Origin of the sequence: Streptococcus mitis (assembly GCF_003944325.1) — a bacterium.
GTDB lineage: Bacteria > Bacillota > Bacilli > Lactobacillales > Streptococcaceae > Streptococcus > Streptococcus mitis_CW.
Genome location: NZ_RJPX01000017.1, coordinates 15,132 through 34,946, shown reverse-complemented (window position 1 = coordinate 34,946; position 19,815 = coordinate 15,132). Strand labels below are relative to the sequence as shown.

The following is a 19,815-nucleotide window of genomic DNA, read 5'->3' as shown; positions in this document are numbered from 1 at the left end:
ATGACAAAACGTGTAACGATTATTGATGTAAAAGACTATGTTGGTCAGGAAGTGACGATTGGCGCTTGGGTTGCCAACAAATCAGGAAAAGGGAAAATCGCCTTCTTGCAATTGCGTGATGGAACAGCCTTTTTCCAAGGTGTAGCCTTTAAACCAAACTTTGTCGAAAAATTTGGTGAAGAAGTAGGACTTGAGAAGTTTGATGTCATCAAACGCTTGAGCCAAGAAACGTCTGTTTATGTGACAGGTATTGTTAAAGAAGACGAACGTTCTAAGTTTGGCTATGAGTTGGACATTACAGACATCGAAGTAATCGGTGAATCTCAAGATTACCCAATCACTCCAAAAGAACATGGAACAGACTTCTTGATGGACAACCGTCACTTGTGGCTCCGTTCTCGTAAGCAAGTAGCGGTGATGCAAATTCGTAACGCTATCATCTATGCAACATATGAGTTCTTCGACAAGAATGGCTTCATGAAGTTTGATAGCCCAATTCTTTCAGGAAATGCGGCTGAAGATTCAACAGAACTCTTTGAGACAGATTACTTTGGAACGCCAGCCTACTTGAGCCAATCAGGTCAGCTTTATCTAGAAGCAGGGGCTATGGCTCTTGGTCGTGTCTTTGACTTTGGTCCAGTATTCCGTGCTGAAAAATCAAAAACACGCCGTCACTTGACTGAGTTCTGGATGATGGATGCTGAGTACTCATACTTGACACACGATGAGTCACTTGACTTGCAAGAAGCTTATGTAAAAGCTCTTCTTCAAGGTGTTCTTGACCGTGCGCCTCAAGCCTTGGAAACCTTGGAACGTGATACAGAGCTCTTGAAACGCTACATTGCAGAGCCATTCAAACGCATCACTTACGATCAAGCTATTGACCTCTTGCAAGAGCATGAAAATGATGAAGATGCTGACTACGAGCATCTTGAGCATGGTGATGACTTTGGTTCACCACATGAAACATGGATTTCAAACCACTTTGGTGTACCAACCTTTGTCATGAACTATCCAGCAGCCATCAAGGCCTTTTACATGAAACCAGTTCCTGGAAATCCAGAGCGCGTGCTCTGTGCAGACTTGCTTGCCCCGGAAGGTTACGGAGAAATCATCGGTGGATCTATGCGTGAGGAAGACTACGATGCCCTTGTAGCTAAGATGGATGAACTTGGCATGGATCGTACAGAGTACGAATTCTACCTTGACCTTCGTAAATACGGTACTGTACCACACGGTGGATTTGGTATCGGTATCGAGCGTATGGTAACCTTTGCAGCAGGAACAAAACACATCCGTGAAGCCATTCCATTCCCACGTATGTTGCACCGTATCAAACCGTAAGAATAGAAAAACGCCCATGTGGCGTTTTTTCGCATTTCAGAGTTTTTACTTGCGTAAAAAATTATTTTCTAGTATAATAGTTTATTGTGAGCGAACCTCACTTACCCCTTGCAAAGTCTTGGGGTCATTAGACCAAAAGGAGGAACATATCAATGGCTAAATACGAAATTCTTTATATCATTCGTCCAAACATTGAAGAAGAAGCTAAAAACGCTTTGGTAGCACGTTTTGACTCTATTTTGACTGACAACGGTGCAACTGTTGTTGAATCAAAAACTTGGGAAAAACGTCGTCTTGCATACGAAATCCAAGATTTCCGTGAAGGACTTTACCACATCGTTAACGTTGAAGCAAACGACGACGCAGCTCTTAAAGAGTTTGACCGTCTTTCAAAAATCAACGCTGACATTCTTCGTCACATGATCGTCAAAACTGACGCGTAAGAAGGTAAACTATGATTAACAATGTTGTACTTGTAGGGCGTATGACACGTGACGCTGAGTTACGTTATACCCCATCAAATGTAGCAGTTGCGACTTTTACTCTTGCAGTAAACCGTACATTTAAGAGTCAAAATGGCGAACGTGAGGCTGATTTTATCAATGTCGTTATGTGGCGCCAACAGGCTGAGAACCTTGCTAACTGGGCTAAAAAAGGCTCACTTATCGGGGTGACAGGTCGTATCCAGACTCGTAGTTACGATAACCAGCAAGGACAACGTGTCTACGTGACAGAGGTCGTGGCTGAGAATTTCCAAATGTTGGAAAGCCGTAGTGTGCGTGAGGGTCATACAGGTGGAGCTTACTCTGCACCAACTGCAAACTATTCAGCGCCTACAAATTCAGTACCAGACTTTTCACGTGATGAAAATCCATTTGGAGCAACAAATCCATTGGATATTTCAGATGATGATTTACCATTCTAATGGACAACTAAAATTATAAAGGAGAAAAAACATGGCTCAACAACGTCGTGGCGGATTCAAACGCCGTAAAAAAGTTGATTACATCGCAGCAAACAAAATTGAATATGTTGATTACAAAGATACTGAGCTTCTTAGCCGTTTCGTTTCAGAACGTGGGAAAATCCTTCCACGTCGTGTAACAGGAACTTCAGCTAAAAACCAACGTAAAGTAACAACAGCTATCAAACGCGCTCGCGTAATGGCTTTGATGCCTTTCGTAAACGAAGATTAAAGAAAAGACCCGCTTGGGTCTTTTTTTCAGGTCCAGTGGACCTCTTTTTCATGAGCTTTGAAACAAGAAAGCGAATTAAGACCCGTTTGGGTCTTTTTTTCACGAGTTCTGGAATGAGAAGTCGAGTTGAATTTGGCTGGACTTTTTCATAAACAATTATTTTCTTATCATCCAAGGACTTAGAATAAAACTGGAAACTTTTTGAAAATAGGGGATTTGCCTACTTTATGGTATAATGGAAAGAGTTAGATTGAAAGAGGTAGTGAGATGGATGCGAAATTAAGATACAAGGCAAAGAAAATCAAGATTGTCTTTTTTGATATTGATGATACCTTGCGAAATTCCAAGACTGGTTTTATTCCGTCTTCAATCCCAACTGTTTTTAAGCAATTACGTGAGAAAGGAATTTTGACGGGTATTGCTTCTGGACGGGGGATTTTTGGTGTTGTACCAGAGATTCGTGAACTCAAGCCTGACTTTTTTGTGACCTTAAATGGGGCTTATATCGAAGATAAAAAAGGTCAGGTTATTTATCAACATCAGATTGATAAGTCAGATGTTGAGGAGTATATCTCTTGGGTCAAGCAAGAGGAAATCGAGTATGGTTTGGTTGGGAGTCATGATGCCAAGTTGTCGACTCGCACCGATATGATGAGTGAGGCTATCAATCCAATTTATCCCGATTTGGATGTGGATCCAGATTTCCATGAAAAAGAAGACATCTATCAGATGTGGACTTTTGAAGATAAAGGGGATGATTTACGCTTGCCTGACAGTCTCTCAGACAAACTTCGCATGGTTCGTTGGCATGAGCATTCGTCTGACATTGTGCCGATTTCAGGCTCTAAGGCGACAGGTGTGGAACAGGTTGTGGAACATCTAGGCTTGAAACCAGAGAACGTTATGGTCTTTGGAGATGGGCTCAACGACTTGGAACTCTTTGATTACGCTGGAATCAGCGTCGCAATGGGAATTTCTCATGAAAAAATCAAAGAAAAAGCAGATTATATAACAAAAATACTAGAAGAAGATGGCATTTTTGATGCCTTAGAAGGATTTGGTATGGTAGAAAAAGAATTGCATTTCCCACAAGTAGACATTGAAACAGTAGAAGGTCCTCTTGCGACTATTAAGACCAATCACGGAGACTTGCGTATCAAGCTCTTCCCAGAGCATGCTCCTAAAACAGTGGCTAACTTTGTAGCTCTTTCAAAAGATGCCTACTATGATGGTGTCATTTTCCACCGTATTATCAAGGACTTTATGATTCAAGGTGGAGACCCAACTGGAACTGGTATGGGTGGCGAGTCAATCTACGGCGAATCTTTTGAGGATGAGTTCTCAGAAGAACTTTACAATATCCGTGGTGCCCTTTCAATGGCCAATGCTGGTCCAAATACCAACGGCAGCCAGTTCTTTATCGTGCAAAATCAACATTTGCCATATTCTAAGAAAGAAATTGCTCGTGGTGGTTGGCCAGAACCGATTGCGGAAATCTATGCTAACCAAGGTGGGACACCTCACCTAGACCGCCGTCACACTGTTTTTGGTCAGCTAGCTGATGAAGCTTCTTACGCTGTCTTGGATGAAATTGCTGCTGTTGAAACAGGAGCTATGGACAAGCCAGTTGAAGATGTTGTGATTGAAACTATTGAAATTGAGGACTAAGATGAAAATCGGTGATAAGCTAAAGGGGCGTATTACAGGGATTCAGCCCTACGGTGCCTTTGTTGAGCTAGAGACGGGTGATACGGGGCTGATTCACATTTCAGAAATTCGGACAGGCTTTATTGAAAATATTCATGAAGCCTTGAAAGTCGATGAAGAGGTTCAAGTTCAAGTAGTGGATTTAGATGAATTTACAGGGAAAGCCAGCCTTTCTATCCGCACTTTGGAGGAAGAAAAGCACCAGTTTCCGAGACGGCGACGTTTTTCAAGCGACCGCTTTAACTACGGCTTTGCGCCTCTCAAAAGAATGATGCCAATTTGGACCAAGGAAGCCCTTCAACATTTGAAGAGTCAGAAGAACTAGTTAGAAATCTCTATCTTTTGTAATGTTAATATGAATTTGCTATAATAGGACCATGGAAGAAGAACAATTATTAAAATCGGGAGAGCGCATTAACCAGCTCTTTTCGACAGATATCAAAATCATTCAAAATAGAGAGGTTTTTAGCTATTCGGTGGATAGTGTTCTCTTGTCACGATTTCCACGTTTCCCTAAGAAGGGCTTAATAGTGGATTTTTGTGCTGGGAATGGAGCAGTGGGACTCTTTGCTAGTACTCGAACTCAGGCACAGATTTTGGCTGTTGAGATTCAGGAGCGTTTGGCGGATATGGCTGAACGCTCTGTCCGTTTGAATGGTTTGGAGGAGCAGATGGAGGTCATCTGTGATGATTTGAAAAATATGCCTTCTCGTATACAGGGAAGTAAGGTGGATATGATTTTGTGTAATCCGCCCTATTTCAAGGTAGATCCTCATTCTAATCTGAACGAGAGTGAACATTATCTCTTGGCACGCCATGAAATCACGACCAATTTGCAGGAAATCTGTCGTAGTGCCCAGAGTATTCTCAAGTCCAATGGGCGTTTGGCCATGGTTCATCGTCCTGATCGACTTTTAGATATCTTGGACAGCTTGCAACGACATAATTTAGCACCTAAGCGCTTGCAGTTTGTTTATCCAAAAAGAGAAAAGGAGGCCAATATGCTCTTGATTGAGGCTATCAAGGATGGCTCGACAAGTGGCTTTAAGGTTTTACCACCTCTCATTGTTCACAATGATGATGGCTCTTATACGCCGGAACTCGAAGAGATTTATTATGGATCATAAGGCTTATATGTATGTGCTGGAGTGCCGTGATGGATCCTACTATACAGGCTATACGACTGACATAAGGAGACGTCTCGCTGTCCACAATAGTGGGAAGGGAGCCAAATATACACGAGCACGCTTGCCAGTCAAACTTATCTATGCTCAAGGTTTTGCCAGTAAGGAAGAAGCCATGTCGGCTGAAGCCCTTCTCAAGCGTAAGAAGCGACCGCAGAAGGAAAGATTTTTATCTGAAAATCAAGATAGAAATTTACTCATACTCAATGAAAATCAAAGAGCAGACTAGGAAGCTAGCCGTAGGTTGCTCAAAGCACTGCTTTGAGGTTGTAGATAAGACTGACGAAGTCAGCTCAAAACACTGTTTTGAGGTTGTGGATAGAACTGACGAAGTCAGTCACATATATAATCCAAGGCGAAGCTGACGTGGTTTGAAGAGATTTTCGAAGAGTATCAGTTATTTTGAAGAATCGAGAGGAGTCCTTTGACTCCTCTTACTTTTGTCAAAAAGCGAAAAAAATGCTACAATAAAGAGAATAAACAAAATGAGGTATTATCATGTCTAAGATTCTAGTATTTGGTCACCAAAATCCAGACTCAGATGCCATCGGGTCATCTGTAGCCTTTGCCTACCTTGCAAAAGAAGCTTACGGTTTGGATACGGAAGCTGTTGCCCTTGGAACTCCAAATGAAGAAACAGCCTTTGTCTTGAACTATTTTGGTGTGGAAGCACCGCGTGTTATCACTTCTGCTAAAGCAGAAGGCGCAGAGCAAGTTATCCTGACTGACCACAATGAATTCCAACAATCTGTATCAGATATCGCTGAAGTAGAAGTTTACGGTGTTGTAGACCACCACCGTGTGGCTAACTTTGAAACTGCAAGCCCACTTTACATGCGTTTGGAGCCAGTTGGATCAGCGTCTTCAATCGTTTACCGTATGTTCAAAGAACATGGTGTAGCTGTTCCTAAAGAATTGGCTGGTTTGATGCTTTCTGGCTTGATTTCAGATACCCTTCTTTTGAAATCACCAACAACACACCCAACAGATACAGTCATTGCTCCTGAATTGGCTGAATTGGCTGGTGTCAACTTGGAAGAATATGGTTTGGCTATGTTGAAAGCTGGTACCAACTTGGCTAGCAAATCTGCTGACGAATTGATTGACATCGATGCTAAGACTTTTGAATTGAACGGAAATAATGTCCGTGTTGCTCAAGTAAATACAGTTGACATCGCTGAAGTTTTGGAACGTCAAGCAGAAATTGAAGCTGCAATGCAAGCTGCTAACGCAGCAAACGGCTACTCTGACTTTGTCTTGATGATTACAGATATCGTCAACTCAAACTCAGAAATCCTAGCACTTGGTGCTAACATGGACAAGGTAGAAGCAGCCTTTAACTTCAAACTTGAAAACAATCATGCTTTCCTTCCAGGTGCTGTTTCACGTAAGAAACAAGTGGTACCTCAGTTGACAGAAAGCTTTAATGGGTAATATTTAAGGAATATTTGGAATTGTTAATTTGACTATTTATAGATGGTGATAGCATGATGCGATTGATTGCAGGACTACGCTTTTTGGTTGAGGTTGTGGCAATCCTTGGTCTTTTCTCCGTGTCTGTAATACAAATTTCTTGGCTGGAAAAATTCCTATTTTTTCTTCTAGCAGTTCTATTAATCTTATTTTGGGCGCGATATATGGCACCAAAATCTCCACATGCTTTTAAAAAAATGGCAACGCCTCGTTGCTGAGATATCTATTTTTATTTTAGTTAGTGGTAGTTTTTGGTATTTGTATGGATTGCAAATAGGAATCCTTTACTTAGCTCTGTCTTTTGGAAGTTTGGTGCTACTTTATTATTTTCAGCTAGAGTGATTCTTATAATATAGTTAATGAATTATTTAAATGGTAATTATTTGACTAGAGATTGACACGAGAAAACGATGTTTTCCATATAGCTAAAGGGGTTTCGGCTCCTTTTTTTCTGGGAGTGAAGCATGTTAGATAATGGTGATTTGATTTTTGTGAGAGATGGGTCGGACATGGGACAGGCTATTCAGACTTCCACAGGCAACTATAACCATGTTGCCATTTATTTGGATGGGATGATTTACCACGCTAGTGGACAGGCTGGTGTTATCTGTCAGGAACCAGCAGACTTCTTTGAGTCCAATCATTTGTACGACCTCTATGTCTACCCAGAAATGGATATCCAGTCTGTGAAGGAAAAAGCTTGTAAACATCTGGAAGCTCCTTACAATGCATCTTTCTATCCGGATGGACATGGTTTTTACTGTTCCCAGTATATGGCAGAAATCCTACCGATTTTTGAAACTATTCCCATGAAATTTGGAGATGGGGAGCAGGAGATTAGTGATTTTTGGAGAGAATATTACAGAGGACTAGGCCTGCCTGTTCCTCTGAACCAAGCTGGGACCAATCCTAGTCAGTTGGCAGCATCGCTTCTGTTAGAATGTAAAGAAAGGAATCTTCATGATTCAGATTTTTAATCCATCTCGTTTGACGAGACAGCCATTTTTTGGAGAATTGATCCGCTATCTGGACCAGAATGATGATGTGATTCTAAGAGAAATCAAGGCTCAATTTCCAGATCTAGCAGTTGATAAACTCATGGAAGAGTATATAAAGGCTGGCTTGATTCTACGGGAAAATAAGCGTTATTACCTCAATCTTCCTATGCTTGAGTCTCTTGATAGTCTCGAACTGGACCAAGAGATTTTTGTTAGAGAAGCTAGTCCGAACTATCAAGCCTTGTTGGAGCAGTGTTTTGAGACAGAATTACGAAATCAAACCAATGCAGCTATTTTAGTTGAAAAGACGGACTTTGCGAGATCAAAAATGACCCTGTCCAATTATTTCTACAAGGTCAAACATCAGTATCCTTTGACAGAAAAACAGCAGGAGCTCTATGACATTTTGGGAGATGTCAATCCTGAGTATGCTCTCAAATATATGACGACTTTTTTGTTGAAATTTCTCAAAAAAGACCAGCTTATGCAGAAACGCCGTGACATCTTTGTGGACAGTTTAGTTGTCCTAGGTTATATTGTCCAAAAGGAAGATGGAAAGTATGAGTTGGCTATCGATTTTGATAAGGAAAGATTAACTTTCTACTTGGCGTGATTTCTTATTTCTGAGCACATTGTTTGACTTTCCTTAGTATTCGGTATAAACTATATGTAACCGGTAACACATATCGGAATAAACTAAAGGAGACAATCATATGTCACTTGAAAACAAATTGGAACAAGCAACAGGTGCTATCAAAGAAGGATTTGGTAAAGTTACTGGGGATAGCAAAACTGAAGCAGAAGGTGCTGTAGAAAAGACAGTTGCTAAGGCAAAAGAAGTAGTTGAAGATGCTAAAGGTGCTGTAGAAGGTGCCGTTGAAGGCTTGAAAAACGCTTTTAAATAAAGATAGAAAAAATCAAGGGTTTCATTTCCCTTGATTTTTCTATCTTATAAATAATTTTCTGCGACGGCTGCATCTCCTGGATAGGTTTCTTTCTTTCCTTGAACGATTTGGTAGCAATCTGCTCCCTTACCAGCAATAATGACAGCATCGAGTTCTTGTTCAGTGATAGCCATAGCTGCCTTGATGGCTTCTTGGCGATCCGCAATCTTTTCAACAGGATGATTGATATAGCTACTAATTTCATCCGCGATGGTCATTGGGTCTTCATAGTTGGGGTCATCAGCAGTCAAAAAGACTTGAATCTCAGGGTGTTGATTGAGGAGAAGTCCAAAGTCCTTACGACGACTTTCTCCCTTATTTCCTGTCGAACCCAGAACCAGAGCAATTTTTCCAGTTTGATGAGTTTCAACCACATTGATGAGTTTTTTCAGACTATCCCCATTGTGGGCATAGTCGATGAAGACCTTGGCACCATTTTTCTGGGTGAGGACTTCCATACGACCAGGAACGCGTGTAGCAGCGATTCCTTTTTTGATGTCCCCAAGACTAGCTCCAAGACGGAGACAAGCAAGTCCAGCAGCAACGGCATTTTCTTGGTTGAAGTGACCAATCAGTTGGATATTATAATCACTAGCGAGTTTACCCGTAGCTGAAAAGCTAAAGGCTTTGGAATTCTCGATTTGGTTATTTGATTTGCTTCCATAGAAATCATGGACTTGATCTGCCACTTGTTCTTTCAAGACAGAAAAGTGATCCATGTCACTATTAATGATGACTGCTCGGCTATTTTCCATCAAGAGACGTTTGTGGTAGAAGTAGTCTTCAAAGCTAGGGTGTTCAATAGGGCCGATATGGTCTGGGCTGATATTGAGGAAAACTCCCACATCAAAGGTTAGACCATAGACACGTTTGACCAGATAGGCTTGACTGGAGACTTCCATGATGAGGTGGGTGCGGTCATTTTGCACAGCTTGATTCATCATATCAAAGAGGTCAATACTCTCAGGGGTTGTCAACGCTGATTTAAAGAAAGTTTTACCATCTAGAGTTGTATTCATAGTCGAGAGCATAGCAGGTCGATGCCCTTGAGATAAGATGTTATAGGCGAAATAGGCTGCTGTTGTCTTACCCTTAGTACCAGTAAAGGCAAGGAGTTTAAGTTTTTTCTGTGGATTGCCATAAAACTCCATGGCAATCAAACTCATGGCTTTCTTGATATCACTGACGATAATGGCAGGAATACCAACTTCATAGTCCTTTTCAGCCACATACCAACCGAGGCCTTGAGAGATGGCAGAAATCAGGAATTCCTTCTTAAAGGCAGCACCCTTGACGAAAAAGAGGCTCTTTTCTTTGGCCTTGCGGCTGTCATAGCAGATGGTGTCAAATACGACATGGCTGTAGTTGTAGTGATAATGTCCTTGGTCGATAATCTCACGGAAGAGACCATTTTTCTTTAAAATATCTAATACGGTTTCAATCTTAATCATACTTTCTATTGTAAACCGAAAGTCGTAAATTTACAAGTAACAAGGAAAAGTTTATAATGGAAGATAAGGAGTTTTTCCTAGTTATCAAAATTGAATGAGGAATCTATGTCGCACGAAAACAATCACCAGCAGGCCCAGATGTTACGGGGGACTGCTTGGCTAACGGCTAGTAATTTTATCAGTCGCCTACTCGGGGCTATTTATATTATCCCTTGGTATATCTGGATGGGATCTTATGCAGCTACGGCCAATGGTCTTTTTACCATGGGCTACAATATCTATGCCTGGTTTTTGCTGGTTTCAACAGCAGGGATTCCAGTTGCGGTGGCCAAGCAAGTTGCCAAGTACAATACCATGCGAGAAGAAGAGCATAGCTTTGCCCTGATTCGGAGCTTTTTAGGCTTTATGACAGGACTAGGTTTGGTTTTTGCTTTAATCTTGTATGTCTTTGCTCCTTGGCTAGCAGATTTGTCTGGCGTGGGCAAAGACTTGATCCCAATCATGCAGAGTTTAGCTTGGGCGGTCTTGATTTTCCCTTCTATGAGTGTCATTCGAGGTTTCTTCCAAGGAATGAATAATCTGAAACCTTATGCCATGAGCCAAATCGCTGAGCAGGTCATTCGTGTTATCTGGATGCTCTTGGCTACCTTTATCATTATGAAGCTCGGTTCAGGAGATTATCTAGCAGCGGTTACCCAATCCACCTTTGCTGCCTTTGTCGGCATGGTAGCCAGTTTTGCTGTCTTGCTTTATTTCCTCTATAAAGAAGGAATGCTTCAAAAAGTCTTTGAAACACGAGATAAGATTGATAGCAAACACCTGTTAATGGATACGATTAAGGAAGCTATTCCTTTTATCTTGACTGGTTCGGCTATTCAGCTTTTCCAAATCTTAGACCAAAATACCTTTATCAATAGCATGAAGTGGTTTAGCAACTACAGTAATGAAGACTTAATTGTCATGTTTTCTTATTTTTCTGCCAATCCAAATAAAATTACTATGATTTTGATTTCTGTTGGGGTTTCGATTGGGAGTGTCGGTTTGCCGCTTTTGACTGAAAACTATGTCAAGGGGGACTTGAAGGCGGCTTCTCGTCTGGTTCAGGACAGCATCACCATGCTTTTCTTATTCCTGCTACCAGCAACGGTTGGAGTGGTCATGGTAGGGGAACCTCTTTATACGGTTTTCTATGGTAAGCCAGATAGTTTGGCTATGGGCTTGTTTGTCTTTGCAGTTTTGCAGTCTACTATTTTAGGCTTGTACATGGTCTTGTCACCAATGCTTCAAGCCATGTTCCACAATCGCAAGGCAGTTCTCTATTTTATCTATGGTTCCATTGCCAAGCTAGTCTTGCAACTTCCAACCATCGCTCTCTTCCACAGTTATGGTCCTTTGATTTCCACAACCATCGGTCTTATCATTCCTAACGTCTTGATGTATCGGGATATTTGTCAAGTAACTGGTGTTAAGCGTAAGGTGATTTTGAAGAGAACCATTTTAATCAGTTTGTTAACTCTTTTCATGTTTCTAGTAGTTGGGACATTGCAGTGGATTTTAGGATTTGTCTTCCAACCAAGTGGACGTTTGTGGAGTTTCCTATATGTAGCTCTTGTCGGTGCCATGGGGGGAGGAGTTTACGGATTCTTGAGTCTCCGTACCCGTTTGTTGGATAAGGTGATTGGAAAAGCCCAAGCAGATCGCTTACGAATCAAATTAAAGTTAATTTAAAAAACATTTATAAATAAAAGGGATAATTTGAACGTTTCTACCATGAAATGCTTGAATTATTCTCTTTTTTATTAATTTGTAGAATAATAGATAAAGTTTGTAGATGGTAATTTTATTTTTCTTAAATTTTACTTAAAAAACTATTGACTAAATAAAACTCAAGTTGTATAATAAGACAAATATTTAAATCAGGAGGTTCTGGAGATGAAAAAGTCTAAAGCCAAGTATGCAGCACTTGCAGGTGTCGTGTTAAGTGCAGGTATTTTATTGAGCGCGTGTGGAAATTCTAGCACAGGATCAAAAACATATAATTATGTTTATTCAAGTGATCCATCTAGTTTGAACTATCTAGCAGAAAACCGTGCAACGACCAATGATATTGTGACCAATCTGGTAGATGGGCTCATGGAAAATGACCAATATGGAAATTATGTCCCATCCATGGCAGAGGATTGGAGTGTTTCTAAGGACGGTTTGACTTATACCTACAAACTTCGTAAGGAAGCGAAATGGTATACCTCTGAAGGTGAAGAATATGCCCCAGTAACTGCCAAAGACTTCGTAACTGGTCTTCAGTATGCTGCTGATAAAAAATCAGAAGCCTTGTACCTAGTACAAGAATCCGTTGCAGGTTTGGATGACTACATTAACGGTAAAACGAAAGACTTTTCAACTGTAGGTGTAAAGGCTATTGACGACCAAACGGTTCAATACACTTTGACTCGCCCAGAACCTTACTGGAATTCAAAAACAACTTCAACAATTCTCTTTCCTCTTAATGCGGATTTCTTGAAATCTAAAGGGGATGATTTTGGCAAGGTGGATCCATCTAGCATTTTGTACAATGGTCCTTTCTTAATGAAATCCTTTGTTTCAAAATCTGTTATTGAATTCAAGAAAAATCCGAATTACTGGGATGCCAAGAATGTCTTTGTAGATGATGTGAAATTGGCTTACTTTGATGGTAGTGACCAAGATGCATTAGCACGTAACTTTGTGGAGGGTGCCTATAGTTATGCTCGTCTCTATCCAAATAGCTCAAGTTTTGAAGGGATTAAAGAGAAGAACAAGGACAATATCGTATATAGTCTTCAAGATGCGACATCTTATTTCTTAAACTTTAACTTAGATAGAAAATCTTATAAATTCACTGCTAAGACGAGTGATGCTGAAAAGAAATCGACTCAAGAAGCCGTTCTTAATAAGAACTTCCGTCAAGCTATTAACTTTGCCTATGACCGTACAGCCTATGGTGCTCAATCTCAAGGTGAAGATGGTGCTACTAAGATTTTACGTAATTTGGTTGTTCCACCAAACTTCGTAAGTATCAACGGAAAAGACTTTGGTGAAGTAGTAGCCTCTAAGATGGTCAATTATGGTAAAGAATGGCAAGGAATCAACTTTGCTGATGCTCAAGATCCATACTACAATCCAGAAAAAGCCAAGGCTAAATTTGCCGAAGCTAAGAAAGAACTCCAAGCTAAAGGAGTCCAATTCCCTATTCACTTAGATAAAACTGTAGATTTGACCAATAAGGCAGAAATTCAAGGAATTAATTCCATGAAACAATCGATTGAATCTGTCTTGGGGTCTGATAATGTTGTGATTGATGTTCACCAACTCTCTACTGAAGACTTTGATAATACAAGCTATTTGGCTCAGACTGCAGCTCAGAAAGATTACGATTTATACAATGGTGGTTGGAGTGCAGACTACCAAGATCCATCAAGTTATCTTGAAATCTTTAATGTGAAAAGTGGTGGAGTTCTACAAAACTTAGGTCTAGAGCCTGGAGAAGTAAATGACAAGGCTAAGGCAGTTGGACTAGATACTTACACTCAGATGTTAGAAGATGCTAATAAAGAGCAAGATCCAGCAAAACGTTATGAAAAATACGCTGAGGCTCAAGCTTGGTTGGTAGATAGCTCACTAGCAATTCCAAACGTATCACTTGGTGGTACACCAACTTTGAGAAAAACAGTTCCTTTCTCTAGCCCATTCTCATTGGCGGGTAATAAAGGGATCGAATCATACAAGTATCTCAAATTACAAGATAAGACAGTCACAAAAGACGAATATGAAAAAGCCAAAGAAAAATGGTTGAAAGAAAAAGAAGAATCCAATAAAAAAGCCCAAGAAGAATTGGCAAAACATGTCAAATAAGGATTTTTCAAGAAAAACGATGGTTTCGAAAGAAGCTGTCGTTTTTATATAGTTTGAAACTATAACTAGCTCTTGAAAAGAAGAAAATGAGTTGATGAAAATAAGTGGTACAATAGTTACTATAGATTTGGAGGAATTGTATGAGCAAGGAATTACACATTAACACAATTTTAGCCCAGGCGGGTATTAAGTCAGACGAAGCGACAGGAGCCTTGGTGACACCGCTTCATTTTTCAACGACCTATCAGCATCCAGAGTTTGGTCAATCTACTGGATTTGACTATACGCGCACCAAAAACCCAACTCGTAGTAAGGCGGAAGAAGTCTTGGCGGCTATTGAGTCAGCAGACTATGCTCTAGCGACTAGCTCAGGGATGTCAGCTATTGTACTGGCCTTTAGCGTCTTTCCAGTAGGAAGTAAGGTCTTGGCAGTGCGTGATCTTTACGGTGGTTCTTTCCGCTGGTTCAATCAAGTGGAGCAGGAAGGTCGTTTCCATTTCACCTATGCCAATACAGAAGAAGAGTTGATTGCCGAGTTGGAAAAGGATGTGGATGTTCTTTATATAGAAACCCCAACCAACCCTTTGATGTTGGAATTTGATATCGAAAAACTAGCAAAATTGGCTCATGCTAAGGGTGCCAAAGTGGTGGTGGACAATACCTTCTACAGCCCTATCTATCAACGCCCGATTGAAGATGGAGCAGATATCGTTCTGCATTCAGCAACCAAATATCTAGCAGGCCACAATGATGTCTTGGCTGGTGTGGTTGTGACCAATAGTTTAGAACTATACGAGAAACTCTTTTACAATCTCAATACGACAGGGGCAGTCTTGTCGCCATTTGACAGTTATCAATTGATTCGTGGTCTCAAGACCTTGTCTCTTCGTATGGAGCGCTCAACAGCCAATGCTCAAGAAGTGGTCGCCTTTTTGAAGGATTCTCCAGCAGTTAAGGAAGTTCTCTATACGGGTCGTGGAGGCATGATTTCCTTTAAAGTAGCGGATGAAACACGCATTCCTCACATTTTAAACAGCCTCAAGGTCTTCTCTTTTGCGGAAAGTTTGGGTGGAGTGGAAAGTCTCATTACCTATCCAACGACCCAAACCCACGCTGATATTCCAGCAGAAGTGCGCCATTCTTATGGTTTGACAGATGACCTCTTGCGCTTGTCAATTGGGATTGAGGATGCTAGAGATTTAATTGCAGATTTGCGCCAAGCCTTGGAAGGATAAGACAAAGATGGGAAAATATGATTTTACAAGCCTGCCCAATCGTTTAGGGTACCATACTTATAAATGGAAAGAGACGGAGACGGATAGTGAAGTCCTACCAGCTTGGATAGCGGATATGGACTTTGTAGTCTTGCCTGAAATCCGCCAAGCTGTGCAAACTTACGCTGACCAGCTGGTTTATGGTTATACCTATGCCAGTGAAGAGTTAATTCACGAAGTTCAAAAGTGGGAAGCTACACAACACGGTTACCACTTTGACAAAGAAGCTCTTGTCTTTATCGAGGGTGTGGTACCGGCCATCTCAACAGCTATTCAAGCCTTTACAAAAGAAGGCGAAGCAGTTTTGATTAACACACCTGTCTATCCACCTTTTGCTCGCAGTGTCAAGTTGAATAACCGCAGATTGATTACTAATTCTTTGGTGGAAAAGGATGGTCTGTTTGAGATTGACTTTGACCAACTGGAAAAGGATTTGGTGGAAGAGGAGGTCAAACTCTATATTCTTTGCAACCCTCACAATCCTGGTGGACGTGTATGGGAAAAGGAGGTGTTGGAGAAGATTGGTCAACTCTGTCAAAAACACGGTATTTTCTTGGTTTCGGATGAGATTCACCAAGATTTGGCTCTTTTTGGTCACAAACACCAGTCTTTCAATACCATTGATCCGGCCTTTAAAGAATTTGCTATTGTCTTGAGCAGTGCCACTAAAACTTTTAATATTGCTGGAACAAAAAATTCCTATGCAGTCATTGAAAATCCGAAATTAAGAGTGGCTTACCAGAAACGCCAGTTGGCCAATAACCAGCATGAAATTTCAGGCTTGGGTTATTTGGCGACAGAAGCCGCCTATCGCTATGGGAAGGATTGGCTAGAGGAACTCAAGCAAGTCTTTGAAGACCACATCAATTATGTGGTGGATGTATTTGGAAAAGAGACTAAAATCAAGGTCATGAAACCACAAGGAACCTACTTGATTTGGCTTGATTTTTCAGCCTATGACCTAACTGATGAAACATTGCAAGAGCTGTTGAGAAATGAAGCCAAGGTTATCCTCAACCGTGGTTTGGATTTTGGGGAGGAAGGAAGTCTCCATGCCCGCCTCAATGTAGCCATGCCTAAATCTCTGTTGCAAGAAGTTTGTCAGCGGATTGTGACGACTTTTGCCAAACTTTAAAAATCCAGCCTTCTAGGAGAACAGTCTTCCTAGGGGGCTATTTTCGTAGGGAATATGGTATAATAAAAGGATAAGGTACAGGTAAGAATATGGCTAAATTGATTCCGGGGAAAGTCCGTATCGAAGGCGTTGCCCTTTATGAAACTGGTAAGGTTGACATCATCAAGGAAAAGAATAATCGACTCTACGCTCGCGTTGCAGAAGAAGAACTGCGCTATAGTCTAGAGGATGATTTGATTTTTTGTGCTTGCGATTTTTTCCAAAAGAAGGGCTACTGTGTGCATTTGGCGGCTTTGGAGCATTTTCTAAAAAATGATGAGCGTGGCCAAGAAATCTTGCAGAGTCTGGAAGAAGGTCATGAAGAAAAAGAGGCCGTTGAAACCAAGGTGACCTTGGGTGGCAAATTTTTGGATCGAATCTTGTCTCCAAAATCAGATCGAACCTATGAATTATCGGCTGTCGGTCAGGTGGAAGCAGGAACCAATCATATCTTGTGGACCTTGAGAATCGGGCAAATCAATAGTCAAAAATACTATGTCATTCGGGATATTCCACTCTTTTTAAAAGTTGTCGAGAAGAGAAAACCTTATATGATTGGTAAGACCTATGAGGAGTCTCTGTCTTGGGAAGACTTTGATGAGGCCAGCCAAGAACTTTTGACTTTCTTGCGGGGACTAACGGAGGAAGGACTAGCTCCAGACCTCTTTTTCCAAAATCAAGGTCGGCATCTCTTTTTTCCTCTGACCTTTTTTGAGCAGGGTGTGAATTTATTGATGACCTTGCCTCATTTTCAATTTGACCATCAAGTGGATAGCTACCAAACCCTACTTTTTCAGGATATGAATGCGGATGCTAATTTATTTGCCTTTACAGTAACAGAATACTCTGACTATTTTGAAATGGAAATCAGCGAGAGCCCCAGGGTCAATGTCTTTTATCAGGGAGCTGTGTTGTTTCATAAAGGACAAGTTTATTTTCTAACAGATCAGCAGACGCGCCTTCTCAAGGAAATCAAAGCACTGCATTTGGATCAGCATGGAAAGAAATATCTACAATTTGATAGTAGTGACCGAGATAAGTTAGCTTCCTGTCTGACTCTTTTTAGCCAGATGGGCACCGTTTCAGCTCCAGAACGCTTACAAATCAAAATTTTTGAGCCCTCTTTTTACTTTGATAGGGAAGAGGATAATCGGATTCGTTTAGAAATTCAATTTGATTATGGAAATAGACAGGTATATAGCAGACAAGAGCTAGAAGAATTACCATTTTCGAGTGATGCTGACTTAGAAGAAAGAGTTTTCCAAGCCTGTTTGGTAGCTGGCTTTGAAGCAGATTTTCAATCTTGGCGTCAGGCTTTAAAAGCAGAGTCTGTTTATCATTTCTTCCACGAAATCATTCCAGTATTTGAAAAACTCGGGAATGTTGACCTATCAGATAAGCTAGAAGAACTTTATAGTCTAGCAAGTCCTCAGGTGCAGATTGCGTCCAAGGGAGGTCTCTTGGAAATCCAGTTTGATTTTCAAGATATTGCCCAAGAGGAAATTGACCAAGCCATGCAGGCCTTGGTTGCCAACAAGGATTTTTACATTGATTCGTCCAATCAAGTTTACTTTTTTGATGAAGAAACTAAGAAAATTCGCCAAAATCTACAGGAACTGGGGCAGCTTGAATTAAAAGATGGGGCTTTACAGGCTCGAAAATCCTTGGCCTACAGTTTAGCTCATCTTTTTGAAGGTCGTGACCGTGTTTCTTTTTCACAAGAATTCCAGAATCTGGCCCACGATTTGACGCATCCAGAGGATTTTCCTAGACAGGCAACTCAGGTTCAGGCTGATTTACGAGATTATCAGGAAAAAGGAATCAGCTGGCTGCAAATGCTCCATCATTATGGTTTTGGTGGGATTTTGGCTGATGATATGGGACTTGGGAAAACCCTGCAGACTATTGCTTTTTTGACTAGTCAAGTGACAAAAGAAAGTCGGGTTTTGATTTTAGCACCGTCAGGTTTGATTTACAACTGGACAGATGAATTTCAGAAGTTTGCCCCACAGTTGGATGTGGCTGTTGTTCATGGTTTGAAAGCTAGTCGTGAAGAGATTCTTGTCGAGAGCCATCAAATCTATGTGACTAGTTATGCTACCTTCCGTCAGGACAGTGATCTTTATCAGGGGATGGCCTTTGACTTCCTTTTCTTAGATGAGGCTCAGGTAATGAAGAACGCCCAGACCAAGATTGCTCAGACATTGAGACAGTTTGTGGTGCCGTCGGTCTTTGCCTTGTCAGGGACTCCTATTGAAAACCATCTAGGTGAGCTGTGGTCTATTTTCCAAATCGTCATGCCAGGACTTTTGCCAAGCAAGAAAGAATTTATGAAATTGCCAGCAGAGCGAGTGGCTCAGTTTATCAAGCCTTTCGTGATGCGACGCAAGAAAGAAGAAGTTCTGACTGAATTGCCAGACTTGATTGAAGTGGTTTATAAAAATGAACTGGAAGACCAGCAAAAGGCTATCTACCTAGCCCAGTTGCAACAGATGAGAGATAGATTGGCTCAGGTGTCAGATCAGGAATTTCAGCGTAGTCGAGTGGAAATTTTGTCTGGTCTGATGCGCTTGCGCCAAATCTGTGACACTCCTGCCCTCTTTATGGAAGATTATCAGGGAGCCAGTGGCAAACTGGATAGTCTCCGAGACCTGCTGGTACAGGTGGCAGACGGTGGACACCGTGTCTTGATTTTCTCTCAGTTCAAGGGAATGTTGGAAAAAATTGAACAAGAACTGCCAGACTTGGGCTTGACTTCCTTTAAAATCACAGGTTCGACCCCGGCCAAGGAAAGACAAGACATGACCAAAGCCTTTAACCAAGGGGAAAGAGATGCCTTTCTGATTTCTCTTAAGGCTGGTGGTGTCGGTCTGAACCTGACAGGTGCTGATACGGTTATCTTGGTTGACCTTTGGTGGAATCCTGCGGTGGAAGCGCAGGCTATTGGCCGTGCCCATCGGATGGGACAAGAGGAAATGGTTGAGGTCTATCGCTTGGTAACTAAAGGAACTATCGAAGAAAAAATTCAGGAACTACAAGAACAAAAGAAACATCTGGTGTCACAAGTATTGGACGGAACAGAGTCACGTGGCAGCCTTACCCTAGCAGAAATTAGAGAAATTTTGGGAATTTCTGAAGTCAGCACTTGAAAAATCAAGACAATACGCTATAATGAAGTG

General features: G+C 41.3%; 19 protein-coding genes. 18 read left to right on the top strand and 1 reads right to left on the bottom strand.

The window, feature by feature from the left end:
* The 13 genes from asnS (at window position 1) to D8787_RS06110 (ending at window position 8,807) form a co-directional block, all read left to right on the top strand.
* Complete coding sequence (asnS, locus tag D8787_RS06180) at window positions 1–1,344, top strand: asparagine--tRNA ligase (protein ID WP_000167160.1); 1,344 nt, start codon at window positions 1–3, stop codon at window positions 1,342–1,344.
* Window positions 1,345–1,496: 152 nt separating this feature from the next.
* Entirely contained in the window at window positions 1,497–1,787 is a 291-nt protein-coding gene (rpsF, locus tag D8787_RS06175) for a 30S ribosomal protein S6 (RefSeq protein ID WP_001151786.1), read from the top strand.
* Between the two features lie 11 nt (window positions 1,788–1,798).
* A complete protein-coding gene (ssbA, locus tag D8787_RS06170; RefSeq protein WP_000609606.1) occupies window positions 1,799–2,269 on the top strand; it encodes a single-stranded DNA-binding protein SsbA in 471 nt (156 codons plus the stop codon).
* A gap of 31 nt (window positions 2,270–2,300) precedes the next feature.
* Window positions 2,301–2,540 (top strand): 30S ribosomal protein S18, encoded by a 240-nt coding sequence (gene rpsR, locus D8787_RS06165; protein ID WP_000068664.1) that lies wholly within the window; start codon window positions 2,301–2,303, stop codon window positions 2,538–2,540.
* A 267-nt stretch (window positions 2,541–2,807) separates the two neighbouring features.
* Window positions 2,808–4,208 (top strand): bifunctional Cof-type HAD-IIB family hydrolase/peptidylprolyl isomerase, encoded by a 1,401-nt coding sequence (locus tag D8787_RS06160; protein ID WP_125421826.1) that lies wholly within the window; start codon window positions 2,808–2,810, stop codon window positions 4,206–4,208.
* 1 nt (window position 4,209) lies between these two features.
* Window positions 4,210–4,572 (top strand): S1 RNA-binding domain-containing protein, encoded by a 363-nt coding sequence (locus D8787_RS06155; protein ID WP_125421823.1) that lies wholly within the window; start codon window positions 4,210–4,212, stop codon window positions 4,570–4,572.
* A 52-nt stretch (window positions 4,573–4,624) separates the two neighbouring features.
* Window positions 4,625–5,374, top strand: a complete 750-nt coding sequence (locus tag D8787_RS06150) for a tRNA1(Val) (adenine(37)-N6)-methyltransferase (RefSeq protein WP_049531804.1) — start codon at window positions 4,625–4,627, stop codon at window positions 5,372–5,374.
* Complete coding sequence (locus tag D8787_RS06145; RefSeq protein WP_125421820.1) at window positions 5,364–5,660, top strand: GIY-YIG nuclease family protein; 297 nt, start codon at window positions 5,364–5,366, stop codon at window positions 5,658–5,660. Before D8787_RS06150 ends, D8787_RS06145 begins: the two co-directional genes overlap by 11 nt.
* Window positions 5,661–5,929: 269 nt before the next feature.
* Window positions 5,930–6,865 (top strand): manganese-dependent inorganic pyrophosphatase, encoded by a 936-nt coding sequence (locus D8787_RS06130; RefSeq protein ID WP_125421817.1) that lies wholly within the window; start codon window positions 5,930–5,932, stop codon window positions 6,863–6,865.
* A 53-nt stretch (window positions 6,866–6,918) separates the two neighbouring features.
* Window positions 6,919–7,122, top strand: coding sequence for a DUF2568 domain-containing protein (locus D8787_RS11885; protein ID WP_312023281.1), 204 nt, complete (start codon window positions 6,919–6,921; stop codon window positions 7,120–7,122).
* 246 nt (window positions 7,123–7,368) lie between these two features.
* Window positions 7,369–7,881, top strand: coding sequence for a YiiX/YebB-like N1pC/P60 family cysteine hydrolase (locus D8787_RS06120; RefSeq protein WP_125421814.1), 513 nt, complete (start codon window positions 7,369–7,371; stop codon window positions 7,879–7,881).
* Window positions 7,865–8,515, top strand: a complete 651-nt coding sequence (locus D8787_RS06115) for a DUF1803 domain-containing protein (RefSeq protein ID WP_125421811.1) — start codon at window positions 7,865–7,867, stop codon at window positions 8,513–8,515. Before D8787_RS06120 ends, D8787_RS06115 begins: the two co-directional genes overlap by 17 nt.
* Before the next feature lie 100 nt (window positions 8,516–8,615).
* Window positions 8,616–8,807: a CsbD family protein gene (locus D8787_RS06110; RefSeq protein ID WP_000051184.1), complete on the top strand. Its 192-nt coding sequence runs from the start codon at window positions 8,616–8,618 to the stop codon at window positions 8,805–8,807.
* 44 nt (window positions 8,808–8,851) lie between these two features.
* Here D8787_RS06110 and D8787_RS06105 read toward each other — a convergent pair whose 3' ends face one another.
* Window positions 8,852–10,297 carry a UDP-N-acetylmuramoyl-L-alanyl-D-glutamate--L-lysine ligase gene (locus tag D8787_RS06105; protein WP_125421808.1) on the bottom strand — a complete coding sequence of 482 codons (1,446 nt, stop codon included), beginning with the start codon at window positions 10,295–10,297 and terminating at the stop codon, window positions 8,852–8,854.
* A 105-nt stretch (window positions 10,298–10,402) separates the two neighbouring features.
* Between D8787_RS06105 and D8787_RS06100 the strand changes: the two genes are divergently transcribed.
* The 5 genes from D8787_RS06100 (at window position 10,403) to D8787_RS06080 (ending at window position 19,785) form a co-directional block, all read left to right on the top strand.
* Entirely contained in the window at window positions 10,403–12,025 is a 1,623-nt protein-coding gene (locus D8787_RS06100; RefSeq protein WP_125421805.1) for a putative polysaccharide biosynthesis protein, read from the top strand.
* A 204-nt stretch (window positions 12,026–12,229) separates the two neighbouring features.
* Window positions 12,230–14,188, top strand: coding sequence for a peptide ABC transporter substrate-binding protein (locus tag D8787_RS06095; protein WP_125421802.1), 1,959 nt, complete (start codon window positions 12,230–12,232; stop codon window positions 14,186–14,188).
* 140 nt (window positions 14,189–14,328) lie between these two features.
* A complete protein-coding gene (locus D8787_RS06090; RefSeq protein ID WP_016399612.1) occupies window positions 14,329–15,423 on the top strand; it encodes a cystathionine gamma-synthase in 1,095 nt (364 codons plus the stop codon).
* Window positions 15,424–15,430: 7 nt separating this feature from the next.
* Window positions 15,431–16,597: a MalY/PatB family protein gene (locus tag D8787_RS06085; RefSeq protein WP_125421799.1), complete on the top strand. Its 1,167-nt coding sequence runs from the start codon at window positions 15,431–15,433 to the stop codon at window positions 16,595–16,597.
* A gap of 89 nt (window positions 16,598–16,686) precedes the next feature.
* On the top strand, window positions 16,687–19,785 hold the full coding sequence (locus tag D8787_RS06080; RefSeq protein WP_125421796.1) for a DEAD/DEAH box helicase: 3,099 nt from the start codon (window positions 16,687–16,689) through the stop codon (window positions 19,783–19,785).
* The last annotated feature ends 30 nt before the right edge of the window (window positions 19,786–19,815 follow it).